Raw genomic sequence first — 19,094 nt, forward strand, 5'->3', positions numbered from 1 at the left:
CCACCACAGCTGCGCCGTATAGACAGGTTGGCAGATTTTAGTTTTTTCAGCCGCGTCTTGCACGTTGGATATCGCGGATCCGTTGTTTTTCTGTTCGCGCCATCAGATACCACGCGATAAATCCGATAATTCCTACCACACCAAGAATCAGCGTCGCCAGCGCGTTGATCTCCGGGTTAACCCCCATACGTACGCTGGAGAACACCAGCATCGGTAATGTTGTGGCGCCAGGACCAGAGACAAAGCTGGCGATAACCAGATCATCAAGCGACAACGTGAAGGCCAGTAACCAGCCGGAGATCACCGCAGGCATAATCATCGGCAGCGTGATAACGAAAAAGACCTTCAGCGGCGTAGCGCCAAGATCCATCGCCGCTTCCTCAATGGAGTGATCCAGTTCGCGCAATCGTGAGGAAATCACCACCGCCACGTACGCCGTACAGAAGGTGACGTGCGCCAGCCAGATGGTCAACATACCGCGATCCGCAGGCCAGCCGATGGCGTGCGCCAGAGCTACAAACAGCAGCAGCAGCGACAAACCGGTAATGACATCCGGCATAACCAGCGGTGCGGTAATCATAAAAGCAAACCCATTCGATCCGCGAAAACGGCCAAAACGCACCATTACCACGGCGGCTATAGTGCCAAGGATTACCGCCATCGTCGCTGCACCCGCAGCAATCGTTAAACTCATGCCAACAGCGCTTATCATCGCGGTATCATGGAAAAGCTCACCATACCAACGCGTTGACCACCCCGCCCAGACCGTAACCAGCTTCGAGCTGTTAAACGAATAGATAACCAGCATCAGCATCGGCGCATACAGGAAGGTAAAGCCCAGCACCAGGATAAAAATACGCCACGGCGAGCGAACGACCGGTAAGTTATTCATCCGTGTTCCCCCATGCTTTTTTGCTGATATTTGTGGAACCACATGATTGGCACAATCAGTAACAGCAGCATAATAATGGCAACGGCAGACGCCACCGGCCAGTCGCGGTTATTGAAAAATTCCTGCCACAGCACGCGACCAATCATGATGCTATCCGGGCCGCCCAGCAGTTCCGGAATGACAAACTCACCCACAGCCGGGATAAACACCAACATCGATCCGGCGATAATCCCGCCTCTGGTCAATGGCACAATCACGCTAAAGAAGGTTTTCAACGGTCGGGCACCCAAATCCAGCGCCGCCTCTACCAGCGAATAATCAATACGCGTCAGCGCGGTGTAAATCGGCAGCACCATAAAGGGTAAATAGGCGTAAACAATCCCGATATAGACCGCCAGATTGGTGTGCAGAATCGTCAATGGTTGATCGATAACGCCCAGCCACATCAGAAAGTTATTCAGTACACCGTTATTTTTCAGGATCCCCATCCAGGCGTACACACGAATCAAAAACGACGTCCAGGACGGCAGGATCACCAGCAACAACAGAATATTGCGTGTCGAGGGTTTACTGTGTGCGACGGCCCACGCCAGCGGATATCCCAACAGCAGACAACAGATCGTCGAAATCCCCGCCACCTGCAAAGATTGCAGGTAGGCATCAAAATAGAGCGGATCGTCTGTTAACTGCAGGAAGTTGGCTAAGTTGAGCGTGATGGATAGCTGATCGTCAGCCCATGAAACGAGGTCGGTATAGGGTGGAATAGCGCGCGCCATTTCAGCCAAACTGATTTTGAAGACGATCAGAAACGGCAGAAGAAACAGGAGCAGCAGCCACACATACGGCAGCGCAATCACCAGCTTGCGCCCGTGGTTCATTTGCAGCCGCGACATAAGCAGCGTGAATCGCCCTGCTTTATCCACGCGCGCCGGAGGTTCAAGTGTACTCATCTTCGCTCCTTAAACCGTCAACACCACACAACTGTCTGCATCCCAGCACAAACGGACCTCGTCACCCCAGGTTGGTAATCCCTTGCGATAACGATGTTCATTTTGTAGCTGAGCACTCAGCATCTGGCCGCTTTTCAAACGTACGTGATACACCGACAAATCGCCCAGATAGGCAATGTGCACCACTTCGCCTACCGCGAAGTTATAACCATCTGGCGGAGGAGCCTCACAGAGCATGATTTTTTCCGGGCGCAGCGCAACATACACCGGGACGTTATCGACAATAGACGCATCTGCATCTACTTTCAGCGGATGTACCAGTCCAGGAGACTCAATAATCAGACCCTCTTCCTGGCGTTCTTTAAGTAGTCCTTCAAAGACGTTAACCGAACCGATAAACTCGGCGCTATAGCGCGTAGTCGGATGCTCGTAGATCTCTTCCGGTTCGCCGATCTGCACAAATTTGCCACGGTTCATGATCGCAATGCGCCCTGCCATCGTCATGGCTTCTTCCTGATCGTGCGTTACCATCACGCAGGTCACGCCGACGCGTTCAAGGATATCCGCCACTTCCAGTTGCATGCGGTCACGCAGCTTTTTGTCCAGCGCCCCCATGGGTTCATCCAGCAGCAGCAACTTCGGCCGTTTCGCCAGGCTACGCGCCAGGGCCACACGCTGACGCTGACCGCCAGAAAGCTGGTGCGGTTTGCGTTTGGCGAACTCCTGCATATGCACCAGGCCCAGCATCTCATTCACCCGGCTGGCGATTTCAGCCTTTGGCAGCTTGTCCTGCTTGAGGCCAAAGGCAATGTTCTGCTCAACCGTCATGTGCGGAAACAGGGCATAGGATTGAAACATCATATTGATCGGACGCAGATAAGGCGGGACGTGCGCTAAATCGACGCCATCAAGCATAATTTGCCCGGTTGTCGGCTGTTCAAATCCCGCTAACATGCGCAGCAGAGTCGATTTGCCACAGCCGGATGCGCCGAGCAGGGCAAATATTTCACCTTTGTAGATAGTAAGGTTGACGTCATCGACGGCGTGTTGGCCGTCAAACGACTTGGTCAGGTTGCGAATTTCAAGCAGCGGGGTCAGCGCCTTGCGGATTTTCGCGTGTGGGCGTGGGGTTGCATCATTCACTCAGGTGCTCTCCGGCATAAAACAAAGAAACGGTGCAAATAACGCACCACGGTGGTGCGTATTGCCGGGTTAGGTGTGTTTAGGATCAACACTGCCCGGCAGGCATCAATCCTGCCGGGTCATGTCCCAAACATCAGGTTATTTTCCGCTTTTTACCTTCGTCCACGCTCGGGTACGGACACGGTCGATCTTCGGATCCTGTACTTTCAGCGTGAACAGCTTGGCGCGCACATCCGCAGGCGGGTAGATGCCAGGGTTATCACGAACTTCCTGACTGACCAGAGCCGTCGCTTCTTTGTTGGCATTGGCATAGAACACGTGGTCGGAAATATGCGCAATCACATCAGGACGCAGCAGGTAGTTGAGGAACTGATAGGCTTCGTCTTTGTTTTTGGCATCGGCTGGCATAGCGAATACGTCAAAGAACGCCATTGCCCCTTCTTTAGGAATTGAGAAAGAGATATTGACGCCATTTTTCGCTTCTTTTGCACGGTTCGCCGCCTGCCATACGTCCCCCGCCCAGCCAATCGCTACGCAGGTATCACCGTTTGCCAGGTCGTTAATATATTGCGAAGAGTGGAAGTAGCGAATATTCGGACGCAGTTTCAACAGCAGGTCGGTCGCCGGTCCGGTGTAATCATCTGCTTTGGTACTGTTTGGATCTTTACCCAAATAGTTCAGTACGGTTGCAAACACCTCTTCAGGCGCATCAAGGAAAGAGACACCGCAACTTTTGAGTTTTTCCAGATTTTCCGGTTTGAGGATCAAATCCCAGCTATCAACCGGCGCATCTGGCCCCAGCACCGCTTTCACTTTGTCCACGTTATAGCCAATGCCGGTTGTTGCCCACATATACGGCATCGCAAACTTGTTGTCCGGATCGTGTTTGCCCACAAGCTTCAGCAGTTCGGGATCGAGGTTTTTCCAGCCCGGCAGTTTGCTCTTATCCAGCGGCTGGAAGACGCCTGCGGTTAGTTGACGTTCGAGGAAACTGGCGGAAGGAACAACCAGGTCAAAACCGGTGCTGCCCGCCATGAGTTTTCCTTCCAGTACTTCATTGGAATCAAATACGTCATAGATAACTTTAATTCCGGTCTCTTTTTCAAAGTTAGCCACCGTATCCGGAGCAATATAATCAGACCAGTTATAAATATGCAGCGTTTTTTGTTCAGCAGCGAGCGTGCCGGCAGAGATGGACATCAGAGCACCCACAACCAGGCCTGATAACCATTTTTTATTTAAGGCGGTCATAATCTCTTTCCTTCTGAAAGTTCGTTAACAAACGAACAAAAATGTCACACTCTAATGATATGCAAGAAACGTGCATATTCTTTCATGCGGCATCAATGAAAAGAGAGACCTCTCCCGATGCCGCTATCGCCCGCAGATATGCGCCCACTCATTCACCACGTATTGTAGCCACAGCTCAGGTCATACGGGGCAGTTAGAAAATTGACGTCTATATGCTTCGCAAGAATAACTTTAGCCAGGTTTTGTGGATATAGCCCAGATTAAAAAACGTCTTTTATCAATTTTTTATGCAGGAATTGTCTATGACATAAAGCAGAAGGAGCAGAATGGAAGTGAATAATTCTTTAATAAAAGGTTAAACACAGAATAAAAACAGGCCGTACGCAACCGCTCTAGTAGCGGCTGCGCAAAATGCGTCCAGATTCAGGGGGAATTAATGGAGGAAATGGACTTCAGCGTTGCTGTTTTGCGTATCTTCTTCAGCGTTAAATAACAGCTGATGCGCCCCAGCTTCGAGGATCACCATCGATATCTGCTCTTCGCTCTGGCGAACAAAACATTCAAACTGCTCAAACGTTACGCCCGGCGTAACGGATAAAGACTGGCAAACCACCAGCTTTGGCAGATTATCATCCTGCATATCCAGAAATGCTTTTACCGTCAGTGAACTGGCATTAATCGCGGACAAATCGGCGGCCAGCGGCAGCAGTGCGGAAGGTCTGACTTCCGCCATCGCAGAAAACAGGATGACGTTATCCACCAAATCAACTTTTGCATCAAAGATGCCGTCAAAGTTCTGCATATGAGGTAAATGCAGCGCCTGACAGGTATCGCATTCAAAAAAACTCATGCCCAGGTCGTCGAGCCATTGACGCAACGTATCCAGAGTGGGAACGACCAGTGATGTCATAATAATGTGCGACCTCTAATGATGAAAAAAATACCGGCACAGCTTACGCAAAAAGAGCGTGTCATACCACGATCGCAATCGATATTGTGTTTAGCCGCCGATTTTAAGACAAAATTCAGGCGTAGCATGGCGCTCGATCCACTGGATCATCTTGCCGGCAATGTCTATCCCGGTGGTTTTCTCGACCCCTTCCAGACCCGGAGAAGCGTTAACCTCCATGACCAACGGCCCACGTTCTGCACGCAGAATATCAACACCAGCAACATCCAGCCCCATGGTCTGAGCGGCTTTGAGCGCAATTTTTCTTTCGCGCGGCGTGATATTCGCAATCGTAGCAACCCCGCCGCGATGGAGATTAGAACGAAAATCGCCCTCTTTCGCACGGCGTTCAATGGCAGCCACCACCTCGTCACCCACCACGAAACAGCGAATATCCCGCCCTTGCGCTTCTTTGATATATTCCTGAACCAGAATATGAGCATTCAGCCCACGAAACGCATCCACGACACTTTCCGCGGCCTGCCGTGTTTCCGCCAGCACCACGCCGATCCCCTGTGTGCCTTCAACCAGTTTCACCACCAGCGGCGCGCCGCCAACCATATCAATCATGTCGCTGGTATCGTCCGGGGAGTGAGCAATCCCGGTGATGGGTAAATCAATCCCCTGACGCGCCAGCAACTGCAGCGAACGCAGCTTATCGCGCGCGCGCGTAATCGCTACCGATTCATTTAACGGATAGCTACCCAACATTTCAAACTGACGCAGCGCCGCCGTACCATAAAAGGTAATCGCTGAACCAATCCGTGGGATCACCGCGTCAAAATGGGGAAGCTGGCGGCCCTTGTAATGAATAGATGACGCCGCCGGGCTGATGTTCATATAGCAAGAAAGCGGATCGATAATTTCAACCAGGTGACCGCGCTGCATCGCCGCTTCACGCAGGCGCTTACAAGAATAGAGCGTTCCGTCCCGGGACAAAATGGCAATTTTCACCCTGCACCTCTCAATGACCTGGTAAAAGCAGGCGTATCATACACTGGGTTGAAATCTTTAGCGCGTGGCCCATCCCTGTTTATGCAAATATTCCAGGATAAAGGGACGACTTTCTTTAATGATGGTTCGACGAATGTGATCGCTCCAGGTGTCACGACGCGTATTGCTGCCGCGGGTCAGATAGTACTGCGCAAGCTGTTCGTCATACTGCGACAAAACGTCTGTATTGAGCGGCTGATACTGGTTTTCATGCACAACCAGCGACGCAGGCAGGCGCGGCTTGATATCCGGGTTATCCGCAGGCCAGCCAAGGCACAAACCAAACAGCGGCAGAACATGCTGCGGCAGTTTCAATAATTCCGTGACCGACTCAATATTGTTACGCAACCCACCAATATACACACCGCCAAGTCCCAGCGATTCTGCCGCCGTCAGCGCATTTTGCGCCATCATCGCCGTATCAACCACACCCAGCAGCAGTTGTTCTGCCAGCCCCAACTGCGCGTCAGGGCAAATCTGCAAATGACGGTTAAAGTCAGCGCAAAACACCCAGAATTCAGCGGCCTGCGCCACGTGCTTTTGACCGCCAGATAAGGTAGCCAGCGATTCACGCAGAGTTTTATCGGTTATCCGAACAATCGTTGTGCACTGTAAAAAACTGGAGCTTGAGGTGCCCTGAGCGGCGGCAATGATTGCCTCTCGCTGTGCGTCAGAAATAGCTTCATCGGTAAAATGGCGAATGGAACGGTGGCTGCGGATTAAATCAATGGTTGGCGTCATCTCTTTTTTCTCTGTCTGAATGGGAAGAATCGTCGGAAGCGCGCGACAGGAGCTGCGGCGCCAGCAGTTGAGCAATGCGCCACATCAATATCACCGCGGCAGGTAGCATCAGCAGTACGCCCAGAAATATCATCACCACGCAGGCTAACGGGCTGCTAAGCGGCGCGGGTAAGGTGAGGTAATCATTAAGCGACAGCAGCGCCAGCGATAACAAAACCATCCCCATTATTTCCAGCATCAATACGCTCTTGGGTACTGCACCAATGGTGCGCATAAGCGGCCTCCCGGCGAAATGGCTTTTATTATAAAACGTTCCGCCATGTCGTGTTTAACAGTTATAGCTTGAGGATATCAAAGCAACAGGCCGAACCTGCTTTCCATCCGTCACAAATCGCGGCATCATAATAAGTATTCGCCATCCGGCCTGATAAGTTCGAGGAGAGAGAGATGTTTGCCGTTATTTTTGGTCGCCCAGGGTGCCCGTATTGCGTGCGCGCAAAAGAATTAGCAGAAAAATTAAGCAATGAGCATGACGATTTTAACTTCCGCTACATTGACATCCATGCCGAAGGTATTACGAAAGCCGATCTGGAAAAGACGGTAGGTAAGCCGGTTGAAACCGTTCCGCAGATTTTTGTTGATCAAAAACACATCGGCGGCTGCACGGATTTTGAGGCGTGGGCAAAAGAGAATATGAATCTGTTCGCCTGATAGCTGTTTCTACGCCCTCCGCTGGAGGGCGTGATCAGTTCTTTTTCCGTCGTTGATGCTGATTGAACAAGCTACTGATAAACAAAAAACACAATGCGCCAAGCGCGCACCAAAACACCGCACTGAATAACCACGCCAGTTCTTGCCACAATGAACGCGTCGGCATAAAAACGAACCGCATTAGCAACAGACAGCATGGCGCCGCCAACATTGCACCCAGAAGAGGTCTGAGCACCTCCCGACGGTGGGAGAAAAAGCTTGCTGCAGCACCAGGCAAGATAAAAAACAACAACCCGACCTCAGGATGCCCTGCCGCTCTGAATGCCCCTTTCACGTTTAGCGTCAATGAAAGGCACACCACAATAAAGAGCACAAAGCAGCAGATCGCCCCCGCCCAACTTTGCTTATGTTTCAATCGTTCCTCCTGACACATTCTCTATCGAACACTCTTTTCGCCCGCAGGCGTCCAGTCAGATAAAGTAACTCGGCATTCCATGCCAAAAACACACCCACACGATTCTTATAGCCGTTGATACGTAATGAGATTAAACTATCCGCATATATTGTTATGCTGCATTAATCGGGGCTGTGTGCGGTGCTGTCGCCCCTTAATTTCTGGCAAAAACATTAGCGTAAATTGCCATTTCTTTCAATAGCTTACTAGTAAACAAGAAGTTAGCCTCAGTGAATATAAACGTCGCAGATTTGTTAAATGGGAATTACATCCTGTTATTATTTGTGGTCCTGGCTCTGGGCCTCTGCCTGGGTAAATTACGCCTGGGTTCAGTCCAACTCGGTAATTCCATTGGCGTTTTAGTGGTGTCCCTATTATTAGGTCAGCAGCACTTTAGTATTAACACCGACGCATTAAATCTCGGCTTTATGCTGTTTATTTTTTGTGTCGGCGTCGAAGCCGGCCCCAACTTTTTTTCGATTTTTTTTCGCGATGGGAAAAATTATCTAATGCTTGCTCTGGTGATGGTCGGTAGCGCAATGCTGATCGCCCTGGGGCTGGGTAAGCTATTTGGCTGGGACATCGGCCTGACGGCGGGTATGCTGGCCGGTTCGATGACCTCCACGCCGGTGCTGGTCGGCGCAGGCGATACCTTGCGCCATTCCGGAATGGCAGGCTCACAGCTTTCCACCGCCCTCGATAACCTGAGTCTGGGGTACGCCCTCACCTATTTGATTGGACTGGTCAGTCTGATTGTCGGTGCGCGCTACCTGCCAAAACTTCAACATCAGGACCTGCAAACCAGCGCCCAACAAATTGCGCGTGAGCGTGGTCTGGACACTGACGCCAACCGTAAGGTTTATCTGCCGGTGATCCGCGCCTACCGCGTGGGCCCGGAGCTGGTGGCATGGGCTGATGGTAAGAATCTGCGCGAACTGGGTATTTATCGTCAGACCGGCTGCTACATTGAACGCATCCGCCGCAACGGCATCCTGGCCAACCCGGACGGTGACGCAGTGCTGCAAATGGGCGACGAAATAGCCTTAGTTGGTTATCCAGACGCGCATGCCCGCCTCGATCCCAGTTTCCGTAACGGCAAAGAAGTGTTCGATCGCGATCTGCTCGATATGCGTATCGTCACTGAAGAGATTGTGGTGAAAAACCACAATGCCGTTGGCCGTCGCCTGGCCCAGTTGAAGCTGACCGACCACGGCTGTTTCCTCAACCGCGTGATCCGCAGCCAGATCGAAATGCCTATCGATGACAACGTTGTGCTCAATAAAGGTGACGTGTTGCAGGTTAGCGGCGATGCTCGTCGCGTTAAAACGATCGCAGATCGTATCGGCTTCATTTCCATTCACAGTCAGGTGACCGATCTGCTGGCCTTCTGCGCCTTCTTTATCATTGGTCTGATGATTGGGATGATCACTTTCCAGTTCAGTAATTTCAGCTTCGGTATTGGGAATGCGGCTGGATTACTGTTCGCCGGGATTATGCTCGGCTTCCTGCGTGCCAACCATCCAACGTTTGGCTATATTCCGCAGGGCGCGCTGAACATGGTGAAAGAGTTTGGTCTGATGGTATTCATGGCAGGCGTCGGTTTGAGCGCAGGTAGCGGCATTGGCAATGGCCTTGGCGCCGTTGGTGGTCAAATGCTGATTGCCGGATTGGTTGTGAGCCTGGTTCCGGTTGTTATTTGTTTCTTGTTTGGCGCTTACGTATTGCGCATGAACCGCGCCCTGCTGTTTGGCGCCATGATGGGCGCGCGTACCTGCGCTCCGGCAATGGAAATCATCAGCGACACGGCCCGCAGCAACATCCCGGCATTAGGCTATGCTGGCACCTACGCCATTGCCAACGTTCTGCTGACATTGGCGGGGACACTCATCGTCATTGTCTGGCCAGGCCTTGGTTAGCACTGAAAATCACCCTTAAACGAAAATTTTTTGCAGTTCAGCAGAACTTTTCTTCAAGGTGTCAGTCATAACTATTGCCACTGCTTTTCTTTGATGTCCCCAATTTGTGGAGCCCATCAACCCCGCCGTTTTGGTTCAAGGTTGATGGGTTTTTTGTTGCCTGAAATTTGCTATCCCCCCTTCTCCCCATAATTCCTCCCCAAATTTGCAGCACACCGGTTATGGCACATACTTTTAATCGGTGCTTAAAGGTGACGGGAGTTTACTATGTTGCTTACTGGAAAGGTTGCGGTGATCTTCGGCGGCAGCGGCGCTATTGGTAGCGCGGTTGCACAGGCGATGGCGCGCGAAGGTGCTCATGTATACCTGGGCGCTCGCTGTCAGGAAAAGCTTGATTGGGCGGCCAGTCGCCTGCGAATGGCGGGGGGTACCGTCGATACGTTTATCACCGATGTGCTCGACGAGCACGACACCTCAACACAAGTTACCCGCCTGGTACAGCAAATCGGTGGAATTGATGTGGTGGTTAACGCGACCGGCTTTATGCATGAACAGGGCAAGCGCATCGACGCATTATCCCTCTCTGAGTTTATGAGTGGGATCACCCCTTTCCTTGCGGCGCAGTTCAATATCGCAAAAGCCGTAACGCCGCACATGGGCGGCAATCGAGCTGGCGTCATTCTCACCATCGTTGCTCCCGCAGCCCCGATGGCGATGCCTGGGCATCTCGGCCACATCGTCGGTTGTGCAGGAACAGAAGCGTTTATTAAAGCGCTTGCCAGCGAGACGGGCCCCATAAACATTCGTGTCGTCGGCGTGCGCTCGCATGCCATTGTAGACGCGGTAGCAGCCGGTTCCTATACCGGGGAGATTTTCACCGCGAAAGCGCAGTCAATGGGTTTAACCGTCGAACAATGGTTAAGCGGTGCAGCACAAGGCACCATGATCGGACGCCTGCCTACGCTGGCACAAATCGCTGAAGTTACAACCTTTCTGGCTTCAGACCATGCCGGAGCAATGACCGCCACGGTGGTAAATATTACCGGGGGCGCAACCGTAAGCTAATTTATCCGCTTTTCACGCCGTGCGCTGCTGCGAGTCTTTTTTTGCGCTCGGGCGGGAACACAATGCTATACCGCAAACAATAACCAACGCGCTCACCAGATGATATGAATGCAGGGTGACGTGCAAAAACATCACGCTAAATAATCCGCCACTCAGTGGGATCAAGTGTGAATAGATCTCTCCGCGGGTTGCGCCAATAGCGCTAATCCCTTTGTTCCATAACAGATATGACAGCCAGGAAGGAAAAATGACAAGGTATGCCAGCCCAGTAATAACGCCTGTATTGGCATAACTATCCCAGCCCGGCATACCATTGCGCATCAGCTCCACAGCCAGTACCGGAATAAGCACCATCGCACCGAGCAGCGCGCTCACGGCGACAAAGGCGTTTCCCTTCACCTCACGCGGTTTAATGCGCAAAAAGGCACAATAGACGGCCCAACTTAACGCCGACCCCATGGTCCAGACATCGCCCTGATTCAGGTGTGCAAACACCCGCGCATGCATCATATCTCCCTGCGATACCAGCCAGATAACGCCAACAGTGCTCAGGATCACACCTGCTATATTTCGCGCAGAAATCCGCTCTTTAAAAAAGAACTTATTGATTAACAGAACGAGCGCCGGAGTCGTGGACATATAAATCGCCGCATTGAGCGAGGTTGTATATTGCAGGCCGATATACAACGTTAAGGGGAAAAGAACCTGACCACATAACGCGAGGAACACGATGGTACCCAAGGATGTTTTCATCACCGGCCATTGCTCTGCGACCTGACGAAAATAGAGCGCCATCAATAATAACGCGGTAAATATCCAGCGTGCCGCTGATAAAACAATGGGATCAACTTCAGCGACTAATAGATGACCAACCACATAATTCCCACCCCAAAAACAGGCAGCCAGACTGAGTAAAAGATAGGGCATATTTGCGCCTTATTGTCAGTTATACGGTATGACCACAAGGCTACGGCGGCGTGAGAATGAATGCTAATATAACGTTTTTATCCATCTGCATAGATTAAAACTATGAAATTCACGCTAAGGCAACTTGAGTTTTACATCGCGCTTGCTGAAACATTACAAATTTCCAAAGCTGCTGCGCGCTGTCATATTTCTCAGTCATCAATGACCATTGCCATGCGGAATCTGGAAGAAGCATTAGACGTGCAGCTCTTTGTACGTTACCCCAAAGGGGTGAAGCTCACCGCCGAGGGCGAGCGCTTTCTGGCACATGCCTGCAACATCATCAACAGCAGCCACTCGGCTATTGACGCCCTGCATGACAGGAGTGAAATTCTCACCGGCACGGTGCGCATAGGCATTGCCGAAACGCTCTCTGCCTATCTTATCCCGGATATACTCAACGATATTGAACGACGTTTCCCTTTGCTGGAGATCGTGTTTCATGAAGCTACTGCACCGGAACTGGTACAGGCGCTCCGGGAAAAAAAGGTCGATTTTTGCCTGCTTCTGACCTCAAATATCAGCCATGATAACGACCTGGAGATCGAAACATTTATTCGTTCACAGCGCCGCCTGTGGACGTCTATTGGGCATCCGCTACAGAGCCAAGCATCAATCCGTTTAACAGACGTCGAGAAGCTACCATTTTTACTGCTGGAAACCGATAAGTACCCTGACGTAATCATCGATTACTGGCAGCAGCGTGGCTATACGCCCAATATCAGTTTTCGCAGCAACTCTTTTGAAGCAATAAGAAGCCTGGTTGCAAAAGGCAGGGGAATAACTATTTTATCCGACCTGGTGTATCGCCCGTGGTCACTGGATGGTCTGCGCGTCATGCACAGAACGATTGATGATTTTATTACTTATATGGATGTCGGGACGGTAAAAAAAGCCGCCCGACCGTTGACTACAGAGGCGGTGAAAGTCGTTGATTTTTTACGTCAGGCCATTACCCGCCTCGACAAACCATTTTGATGATTTTATCTCTGCGGCAATCCGGCAATACGCTCCACCATCATCAGAATATCTTCCCGCGACAGCGGTTTTTTGTCGGTAACAAAATGCAGCGTCATTCCTTCGAGAAATGCATCCAGCGCCCGCGCAGTTACCGGTTCAAACCACTGTTCCAGCGTTTGTTGACTGCGTAACATCCAGTTTTGCATCACCATTTTCAACGTCGGTTTGCGACTGGCGAAAGCATACAACTGGTACATGAGTTCCATATTATCGGGCGTTGTAACCTGGGAGCTGTAAATCATCTCGGTAATGGCATGGCAGGCTGCCTGCGCATCCGCAACGTCGGCAAAAAAAGCCTGATACTGCTGAGACATCGTGTCAGTAAAGCGCCCGAACGCCTCCATTAAAAGCTCATCTATTCCCGAAAAGTAATAGGTCATTGAACCCAGCGGTACCCCGGCAATCATGGCGATTTTTCGGTGCGTAACCCCATGGACACCGTAGGCGATTACCGCATCAAGGGTGGCCTGAACTATCTTTTCCCGCCGTAGCGGATCGTTCGCGCGTCGCACTGCATTTCCTCACCTTGCGTTTGTGTACAAATGTACACAGTCTTGCTAATGTTGTCTTCTTCCCTCTTTTCTTTGGCTCGAATTCATGACAGGCACCTCACCACGCAAAGCCTTAAGACGTCGCACCTGGGCGCTTTTCACGTTTTTCTTTTTACCCGGATTACTAATGGCTTCCTGGGCAACGCGTACTCCTGCCATCCGAGATATCCTCTCCATCTCCACCGCCGAAATGGGCGCGGTATTGTTTGGACTCTCTATTGGTTCGATGAGTGGCATTCTTTGTTCGGCCTGGCTGGTGAAACGATTTGGCACGCGTAAAGTGATCCGCACCACCATGTCCAGTGCAGTCCTCGGGATGGTTATCCTCAGCGCGGCGCTATGGTTGCATTCCGCATGGCTTTTCGCGTTTGGCCTGGGCGTGTTTGGCGCCAGCTTTGGCGCAGCGGAAGTCGCCATCAACGTCGAAGGCGCGGCAGTTGAGCGCGAAATGAACAAGACCGTGCTGCCGATGATGCATGGTTTTTACAGTCTGGGAACGCTGGCGGGAGCCGGGGTCGGGATGATGCTTACCGCCTTCAGCGTGCCTGCGACCGTACATATTTTATTGGCGGCAATGGTGGCAATCACTCCTATCTTTATCGCCATCAAGGCCATTCCAGACGGCACGGGTAAGAATGCCTCTGACGGCGCTCACTCCAGCGAAAAAGGCGTGCCTTTCTATCGCGACATTCAGTTGCTGCTGATTGGCGTCGTGGTGCTGGCGATGGCGTTTGCTGAAGGTTCGGCCAACGACTGGCTGCCGCTGTTGATGGTGGATGGCCACGGATTTAGCCCGACATCAGGCTCGCTGATTTATGCTGGATTTACGCTGGGTATGACCGTGGGTCGATTCACCGGCGGCTGGTTTATCGACCGCTACAGTCGCGTCGCGGTGGTGCGTGCCAGCGCGTTGATGGGGGCGCTTGGCATCAGTCTGATTATTTTTGTCGATAGCACATGGGTAGCGGGTGTTTCCGTTATTCTGTGGGGGCTTGGTGCATCGCTCGGCTTCCCGCTGACCATTTCAGCAGCCAGCGACACCGGTCCCGATGCGCCAACCCGCGTCAGCGTTGTAGCGACCACCGGCTACCTGGCATTCCTGGTAGGGCCGCCGCTGCTGGGCTATCTGGGTGAACATTACGGCCTGCGCAGCGCTATGCTGGTGGTGCTGGCGCTGGTGCTTATCGCCGCCATTGTCGCGAAAGCGGTGGCGAAACCGGATCTCAAAAATACCCCTGTGATGGAGAACAGCTAATGAGCATCAAATTAATTGCGGTCGACATGGATGGCACATTTTTAAGCGACCAAAAAACCTATAACCGTGAGCGGTTTATGGCGCAATACCGTCAAATGAAAGAACAAGGGATCCGCTTTGTCGTCGCCAGCGGCAACCAGTATTACCAGCTCATCTCCTTTTTCCCTGAACTGGCCAATGAAATCTCATTTGTCGCTGAAAACGGCGGTTGGGTAGTCAGTGAAGGGAAAGATATTTTTAACGGTGAACTGGCAAAAGACGATTTCAAGGCCATCGTGGATCATCTGTTGACCCGTACGGACATCGACATTATCGCCTGCGGTAAAAACAGCGCCTATACGCTCAAAAAATACAGCGATGAGCATAAATCCGTTTCCGCCATGTACTATCATCGTCTTGAATTTGTAGATAATTTTGACAATCTCAACGACGTTTTTTTCAAATTCGGGCTGAATATTTCAGACGACCGTATCCCGCAGGTGCAGGCCGATCTCCATGAGGCAATTGGCGATATCATGGTACCGGTGCATACCGGCTACGGCAGCATCGATTTAATTATTCCAGGTGTGCATAAGGCAAATGGTCTGCGCCTGCTGCAACAACGCTGGAATATTAGCGACGACGAGGTTGTTGTGTTTGGCGATGGCGGAAATGATATTGAGATGCTGCGTCAGGCGGGATTTAGTTTCGCAATGGCCAACGCTCACGAACCGGTTGTCCAGGCGGCAAAATATCGCGCGGGATCGAACAACGAAGAGGGTGTGCTGGATGTTATCGACCGCGTATTAAAAAACGAAGCGCCGTTTACGCATTAACGCCTCAGCACAGACGGCAACAAAATGATGATATGATCTATTCATAATCCGCCTCAAATTAACCCCACTGGATTATTACCTCCAGTGATTACTTCAGGCGAGCGGATCATGAAGAAAAGTGTACTGATAGCAACATTGTTGCTGGGTTTTGCGGGGACTTCATTTGCGCAAAGCGTTACCGTGGATGTACCAAGCGGTTATAAAGTGGTGGTCGTGCCCTCTTCCGTCAGCGTTCCGCAGGCGGTCAACGTGACGACCGCGCCACAAACAGTGTATGTTGCTCCAACACCCGCCCCGGCCCCTGTCTATCGCGCGCACCCTTATGCACGACATGTTGCCAGCGTAGGTGAAGGGATGATCATCGAACATCAGATTGACGATCACCACTAAGTTTTGCGAAGCCCGGGCAACCGGGCTTTAGCCTTCCCGGGAATTCCCTACCCGTTTATCTTTCAGGAAGATAACCATCAATATCAGCCACAGTACGCCGCTTGCCAGATTAAACAGGCTGAACAAGCCGTTTCCTCCCAGCAGATAAGCATGTTTGCTCAACTCAATACCGACGGTAAAAATCAGCATCTGCAACATGCCCATAGCGGCAGAAACCGTCCCCTTACTCATTTCACTGGCAAACAACGTCAGGCGGACCAGCCCTGCATTCGCCACGCCAATGCCAAACGCATAGATACTCAAACCCGCCGTCATCCACAAATACGCATGGGATGACACTACCGTGGCCGCCGCGGCAATCACCAGTCCGACGGCGATAGGCCAGCCACCCATGATAATCAGCGAACGCACGGTCTTGCGCGAAGTCAGACGCGCCAGCACCAGATTACCGGCAATCAGCGCCCCAAAAATCGGCACCTGCAACAGGCCATATTCGTAACTGCTGAGATGTTCACCGCTGATGATAATAATCGGCGACTGGGCAATCCACGCCAGTAACGGCAGGCTGACAAAACCCAACGCCAGCGCGCCGGCAACAAAACGCCCATTTTTTAGCACCAGCTTATAATCTTTACCCAGATCTTTAATGGACAGCTTTTCACCCAGCCGGGTCGCCGTTTCCGGCATCGCGCGTTGCAGGCCAAAGAAGGAGATAGCTGCAAGAGCAGCAAACAGGATAAACATCCCTTCCCACGGCAGAACATGTACCCAGGCCGCGCCAACTAGCGGTCCCAGCAGCGGCGCAATCAGCGCCACGTTTGCCATCAGCGCGGTAATTTTTATACACACCGCTTCCTCAAAGGATTCCTGAATTGCGGCGTAACCCACCGCGCCAATAAAGCACAGGCTTATCCCCTGCAAGAAACGCAGAAAGGTAAATTGCTCAATATTCTGTGCCAGCAGAGTCGCAAGGCAGGTCACAATGAACCAGAGTACGCCGGTTAACATCACCGGGCGACGACCAATACGATCCGACAGTGGCCCTAACAGCCACTGTAAAAACATGCCACCCGCCAGATAGGCAGTCATGGAAGTGGGTACCCAGTCTAATCCGGCCTGATATTGCTCCACCACCGCCAACATTCCGGGCTGGATCATATCGTTACCGATATAAGTAGAGAATTCGTAAAGCACCAGACAGAGAGGGAAAAGTAATGCCTGACGCCCCAACCGGGCGCCTGAAGATAAACGGTTTTGCATGCAGTCTCTTAGCAAATGAAAAAACGCGCAAAGTGTAATAAATGCGCCGTACCGGTGATAGTGAATTATGTGATTTGAAAGCAAAATGCGCACATTTTTACATTCATTTGCTCAAGAACATTTTGCTTTAAGGTTAATTTAAGTTGAGGCCGCTATCATGCTCATTAAGTCTCATTAATTGTCTTAAAAATAGTCATTTAGCAGACAAATAAGACAAGACCGCTTTTTATCCTGTAACAGCAATTTTATGCTCTCCCCCTATGGGCCTTTTAACGAGTACACTGAGTCTGGACGTTATGCTAGAAAATCTTAATAATTCGCTGTTTTACCTGATCAACGCAACGCCGGATTCTGCGCAATGGGCTATTTCGCTGGCCATATTTATTGCCAAAGATTTAATCAGCATTGTCCCGCTGTTAGCGGTTATTCTCTGGCTTTGGGGACCGCGCGCTCAGGTTACTCTCCAGCGCCAGTTGGTCATAAAAATGGCGATAGCGCTGGCAGTTGGCCTGACTATTTCATGGCTGATGGGGCATCTGTTCCCCCACGATCGTCCGTTCGTTAACCACATCGGGTACAACTTCCTCCACCATGCGGCGGATGACTCTTTCCCGAGCGATCACGGCACGGTTATCTTTACTTTTGCTCTGGCTTTCCTGTTCTGGCATCGCCTGTGGACTGGCGCGCTGCTGATGGTTGTCGCCGTGGCGATTGCCTGGTCGCGCGTATACCTTGGCGTACACTGGCCGCTGGATATGCTGGGCGGATTCCTGGCTGGGCTGATCGGCTGCCTGAGCGCCCAGATGATCTGGCAACGGTTCGGCGCGCCCCTTTACTTCGGCTTGCAGACCTGCTATCGCACCTGTTTCGCTCTGCCCATCCGTAAAGGCTGGGTGCGTGACTAACCCACGGTAAAAAGAGTAGTATTAGGCGCAATACGAGCACTTATACTACTCTCCAGGGGAACTATGGAAACTCGACGCGACGAGCGTATTGGTCAGTTGCTACAGGCGCTGAAACGCAGCGATAAATTACACCTCAAAGAAGCCGCGACGCTGCTGGGCGTATCTGAGATGACCATTCGTCGCGACCTGAATAATAACAATGCGCCTGTCGTCTTACTCGGGGGCTATATTGTTCTGGAGCCCCGCAGCGCCAACCACTATTTAATCAGCGATCAAAAATCCCGTCTGGTTGATGAAAAGCGCCGTGCCGCACAGCAGGCGGCAAGCCTCGTGCAGGCGCATCAGACCATCTTTTTCGACTGCGGCACGACCACGCCGTGGATTATTGAGGCTATCGACAATGAACTGCCTTTCACCGCAATCTGCTACTCGCTAAATACGTTTCTGGTATTGCAGGAAAAACCGCAGTGTCGCGTCATTCTATGTGGCGGGGAATTTCATGCCAGTAACGCCATCTTCAAACCGCTCGATTTTCAGGAAACACTGAATAATCTGTGCCCGGATATCGCCTTTTATTCCGCGGCAGGCGTGCACATTGAGAAAGGCGCGACCTGCTTTAATCTGGAAGAATTAGCGGTGAAACACTGGGCAATGTCGATGGCGCAGCATCACGTTCTGGTGGTCGACCACAGCAAGTTTGGGAAGGTACGTCCTGCGAGGATGGGGGAATTAAAACGTTTTGATACCATCATCAGTGACAGCCGCCCCGACGATGAGTTTGTGGAATACGCCAAGGCGCAACGCATAAAGCTGTTGTACTAGCTGATACTGCCGGACAGCGATGTTAGCGCCATCCGGCAATCGATT

General features: G+C 51.6%; 21 protein-coding genes. 9 read left to right on the forward strand and 12 right to left on the reverse strand.

Annotation, left to right across the window (positions count from 1 at the left end; genetic code table 11):
* Positions 1–46 precede the first annotated feature (46 nt).
* The 8 genes from potI to FDW92_RS15600 form a co-directional block, all read right to left on the reverse strand.
* Complete coding sequence (gene potI / locus FDW92_RS15565) at positions 47–892, reverse strand: putrescine ABC transporter permease PotI (protein WP_042309508.1); 846 nt, start codon at positions 890–892, stop codon at positions 47–49.
* Complete coding sequence (gene potH / locus FDW92_RS15570) at positions 889–1,842, reverse strand: putrescine ABC transporter permease PotH (RefSeq protein ID WP_042309510.1); 954 nt, start codon at positions 1,840–1,842, stop codon at positions 889–891. Before potH ends, potI begins: the two co-directional genes overlap by 4 nt.
* A 9-nt stretch (positions 1,843–1,851) precedes the next feature.
* A complete protein-coding gene (potG, locus tag FDW92_RS15575; protein ID WP_042309512.1) occupies positions 1,852–2,985 on the reverse strand; it encodes a putrescine ABC transporter ATP-binding subunit PotG in 1,134 nt (377 codons plus the stop codon).
* Positions 2,986–3,123: 138 nt separating this feature from the next.
* A complete protein-coding gene (gene potF, locus FDW92_RS15580; protein ID WP_042309515.1) occupies positions 3,124–4,236 on the reverse strand; it encodes a spermidine/putrescine ABC transporter substrate-binding protein PotF in 1,113 nt (370 codons plus the stop codon).
* A 433-nt stretch (positions 4,237–4,669) separates the two neighbouring features.
* Entirely contained in the window at positions 4,670–5,146 is a 477-nt protein-coding gene (locus FDW92_RS15585) for a YbjN domain-containing protein (RefSeq protein WP_042309517.1), read from the reverse strand.
* 90 nt (positions 5,147–5,236) lie between these two features.
* Positions 5,237–6,139 carry a 30S ribosomal protein S6--L-glutamate ligase gene (rimK, locus tag FDW92_RS15590; protein WP_038639233.1) on the reverse strand — a complete coding sequence of 301 codons (903 nt, stop codon included), beginning with the start codon at positions 6,137–6,139 and terminating at the stop codon, positions 5,237–5,239.
* 57 nt (positions 6,140–6,196) lie between these two features.
* The gene (gene nfsA / locus FDW92_RS15595; RefSeq protein WP_042309520.1) at positions 6,197–6,919 is read right to left on the reverse strand and encodes a nitroreductase NfsA; all 723 of its coding nucleotides are present in this window, start codon (positions 6,917–6,919) and stop codon (positions 6,197–6,199) included.
* On the reverse strand, positions 6,903–7,193 hold the full coding sequence (locus FDW92_RS15600; protein WP_042309522.1) for a DUF1418 family protein: 291 nt from the start codon (positions 7,191–7,193) through the stop codon (positions 6,903–6,905). Before FDW92_RS15600 ends, nfsA begins: the two co-directional genes overlap by 17 nt.
* Positions 7,194–7,366: 173 nt before the next feature.
* On the opposite strand from FDW92_RS15600, the gene FDW92_RS15605 reads away from it, so the two are divergent.
* Positions 7,367–7,630: a GrxA family glutaredoxin gene (locus tag FDW92_RS15605; RefSeq protein ID WP_016152408.1), complete on the forward strand. Its 264-nt coding sequence runs from the start codon at positions 7,367–7,369 to the stop codon at positions 7,628–7,630.
* 34 nt (positions 7,631–7,664) lie between these two features.
* On the opposite strand, the gene FDW92_RS15610 is transcribed toward FDW92_RS15605, so the two are convergent.
* Positions 7,665–8,045: an inner membrane protein YbjM gene (locus tag FDW92_RS15610; RefSeq protein ID WP_061388467.1), complete on the reverse strand. Its 381-nt coding sequence runs from the start codon at positions 8,043–8,045 to the stop codon at positions 7,665–7,667.
* Positions 8,046–8,314: 269 nt separating this feature from the next.
* Here FDW92_RS15610 and FDW92_RS15615 point away from each other — a divergent pair, with 269 nt between their 5' ends.
* Together FDW92_RS15615 and FDW92_RS15620 are read left to right on the forward strand one after the other, a co-directional pair.
* Positions 8,315–10,000 (forward strand): aspartate:alanine antiporter, encoded by a 1,686-nt coding sequence (locus FDW92_RS15615; protein ID WP_042309524.1) that lies wholly within the window; start codon positions 8,315–8,317, stop codon positions 9,998–10,000.
* Between the two features lie 267 nt (positions 10,001–10,267).
* Positions 10,268–11,065 (forward strand): SDR family oxidoreductase, encoded by a 798-nt coding sequence (locus FDW92_RS15620; protein ID WP_042309525.1) that lies wholly within the window; start codon positions 10,268–10,270, stop codon positions 11,063–11,065.
* Between the two features lie 12 nt (positions 11,066–11,077).
* Here the strand turns inward: FDW92_RS15620 and FDW92_RS15625 are convergent, their stop codons facing one another.
* Positions 11,078–11,992, reverse strand: coding sequence for a DMT family transporter (locus FDW92_RS15625; protein ID WP_042309527.1), 915 nt, complete (start codon positions 11,990–11,992; stop codon positions 11,078–11,080).
* A gap of 102 nt (positions 11,993–12,094) precedes the next feature.
* On the opposite strand from FDW92_RS15625, the gene FDW92_RS15630 reads away from it, so the two are divergent.
* A complete protein-coding gene (locus FDW92_RS15630; RefSeq protein WP_042309529.1) occupies positions 12,095–13,009 on the forward strand; it encodes a LysR family transcriptional regulator in 915 nt (304 codons plus the stop codon).
* Positions 13,010–13,014: 5 nt separating this feature from the next.
* On the opposite strand, the gene FDW92_RS15635 is transcribed toward FDW92_RS15630, so the two are convergent.
* Positions 13,015–13,563, reverse strand: coding sequence for a TetR/AcrR family transcriptional regulator (locus tag FDW92_RS15635; RefSeq protein WP_042309530.1), 549 nt, complete (start codon positions 13,561–13,563; stop codon positions 13,015–13,017).
* An 85-nt stretch (positions 13,564–13,648) separates the two neighbouring features.
* Here FDW92_RS15635 and FDW92_RS15640 point away from each other — a divergent pair, with 85 nt between their 5' ends.
* The 3 genes from FDW92_RS15640 (at position 13,649) to FDW92_RS15650 (ending at position 16,062) form a co-directional block, all read left to right on the forward strand.
* Positions 13,649–14,857: an MFS transporter gene (locus FDW92_RS15640; protein ID WP_042309532.1), complete on the forward strand. Its 1,209-nt coding sequence runs from the start codon at positions 13,649–13,651 to the stop codon at positions 14,855–14,857.
* Positions 14,857–15,672, forward strand: a complete 816-nt coding sequence (locus FDW92_RS15645) for a Cof-type HAD-IIB family hydrolase (RefSeq protein WP_042309534.1) — start codon at positions 14,857–14,859, stop codon at positions 15,670–15,672. The genes FDW92_RS15640 and FDW92_RS15645 overlap by 1 nt, the downstream gene beginning before the upstream one ends.
* A gap of 108 nt (positions 15,673–15,780) precedes the next feature.
* Positions 15,781–16,062 (forward strand): hypothetical protein, encoded by a 282-nt coding sequence (locus tag FDW92_RS15650; protein ID WP_042309537.1) that lies wholly within the window; start codon positions 15,781–15,783, stop codon positions 16,060–16,062.
* 27 nt (positions 16,063–16,089) lie between these two features.
* Here the strand turns inward: FDW92_RS15650 and FDW92_RS15655 are convergent, their stop codons facing one another.
* The gene (locus tag FDW92_RS15655; RefSeq protein WP_038639204.1) at positions 16,090–17,322 is read right to left on the reverse strand and encodes an MFS transporter; all 1,233 of its coding nucleotides are present in this window, start codon (positions 17,320–17,322) and stop codon (positions 16,090–16,092) included.
* A 296-nt stretch (positions 17,323–17,618) separates the two neighbouring features.
* Between FDW92_RS15655 and ybjG the strand changes: the two genes are divergently transcribed.
* Both ybjG and deoR read left to right on the forward strand, forming a co-directional pair.
* Complete coding sequence (gene ybjG / locus FDW92_RS15660; protein ID WP_042309539.1) at positions 17,619–18,227, forward strand: undecaprenyl-diphosphate phosphatase; 609 nt, start codon at positions 17,619–17,621, stop codon at positions 18,225–18,227.
* 63 nt (positions 18,228–18,290) lie between these two features.
* Positions 18,291–19,049 carry a DNA-binding transcriptional repressor DeoR gene (gene deoR / locus FDW92_RS15665; protein WP_042309541.1) on the forward strand — a complete coding sequence of 253 codons (759 nt, stop codon included), beginning with the start codon at positions 18,291–18,293 and terminating at the stop codon, positions 19,047–19,049.
* The last annotated feature ends 45 nt before the right edge of the window (positions 19,050–19,094 follow it).

The organism is Citrobacter sp. wls706 (assembly GCF_005281305.1).
Lineage (GTDB): Bacteria > Pseudomonadota > Gammaproteobacteria > Enterobacterales > Enterobacteriaceae > Citrobacter > Citrobacter werkmanii.

Bases quoted from the DNA above. Each gene is read 5' to 3' on its own strand.
- nfsA (WP_042309520.1), bottom strand. From the start codon at position 6,919: ATGACGCCAACCATTGATTTAATCCGCAGCCACCGTTCCATTCGCCAT.
- FDW92_RS15600 (WP_042309522.1), bottom strand. From the start codon at position 7,193: ATGCGCACCATTGGTGCAGTACCCAAGAGCGTATTGATGCTGGAAATA.
- FDW92_RS15585 (WP_042309517.1), bottom strand. From the start codon at position 5,146: ATGACATCACTGGTCGTTCCCACTCTGGATACGTTGCGTCAATGGCTC.
- FDW92_RS15650 (WP_042309537.1), top strand. From the start codon at position 15,781: ATGAAGAAAAGTGTACTGATAGCAACATTGTTGCTGGGTTTTGCGGGG.
- FDW92_RS15605 (WP_016152408.1), top strand. From the start codon at position 7,367: ATGTTTGCCGTTATTTTTGGTCGCCCAGGGTGCCCGTATTGCGTGCGC.
- FDW92_RS15655 (WP_038639204.1), bottom strand. From the start codon at position 17,322: ATGCAAAACCGTTTATCTTCAGGCGCCCGGTTGGGGCGTCAGGCATTA.
- potH (WP_042309510.1), bottom strand. From the start codon at position 1,842: ATGAGTACACTTGAACCTCCGGCGCGCGTGGATAAAGCAGGGCGATTC.
- potF (WP_042309515.1), bottom strand. From the start codon at position 4,236: ATGACCGCCTTAAATAAAAAATGGTTATCAGGCCTGGTTGTGGGTGCT.
- FDW92_RS15630 (WP_042309529.1), top strand. From the start codon at position 12,095: ATGAAATTCACGCTAAGGCAACTTGAGTTTTACATCGCGCTTGCTGAA.
- FDW92_RS15640 (WP_042309532.1), top strand. From the start codon at position 13,649: ATGACAGGCACCTCACCACGCAAAGCCTTAAGACGTCGCACCTGGGCG.
- ybjG (WP_042309539.1), top strand. From the start codon at position 17,619: ATGCTAGAAAATCTTAATAATTCGCTGTTTTACCTGATCAACGCAACG.
- deoR (WP_042309541.1), top strand. From the start codon at position 18,291: ATGGAAACTCGACGCGACGAGCGTATTGGTCAGTTGCTACAGGCGCTG.
- FDW92_RS15620 (WP_042309525.1), top strand. From the start codon at position 10,268: ATGTTGCTTACTGGAAAGGTTGCGGTGATCTTCGGCGGCAGCGGCGCT.
- potI (WP_042309508.1), bottom strand. From the start codon at position 892: ATGAATAACTTACCGGTCGTTCGCTCGCCGTGGCGTATTTTTATCCTG.
- FDW92_RS15645 (WP_042309534.1), top strand. From the start codon at position 14,857: ATGAGCATCAAATTAATTGCGGTCGACATGGATGGCACATTTTTAAGC.
- FDW92_RS15625 (WP_042309527.1), bottom strand. From the start codon at position 11,992: ATGCCCTATCTTTTACTCAGTCTGGCTGCCTGTTTTTGGGGTGGGAAT.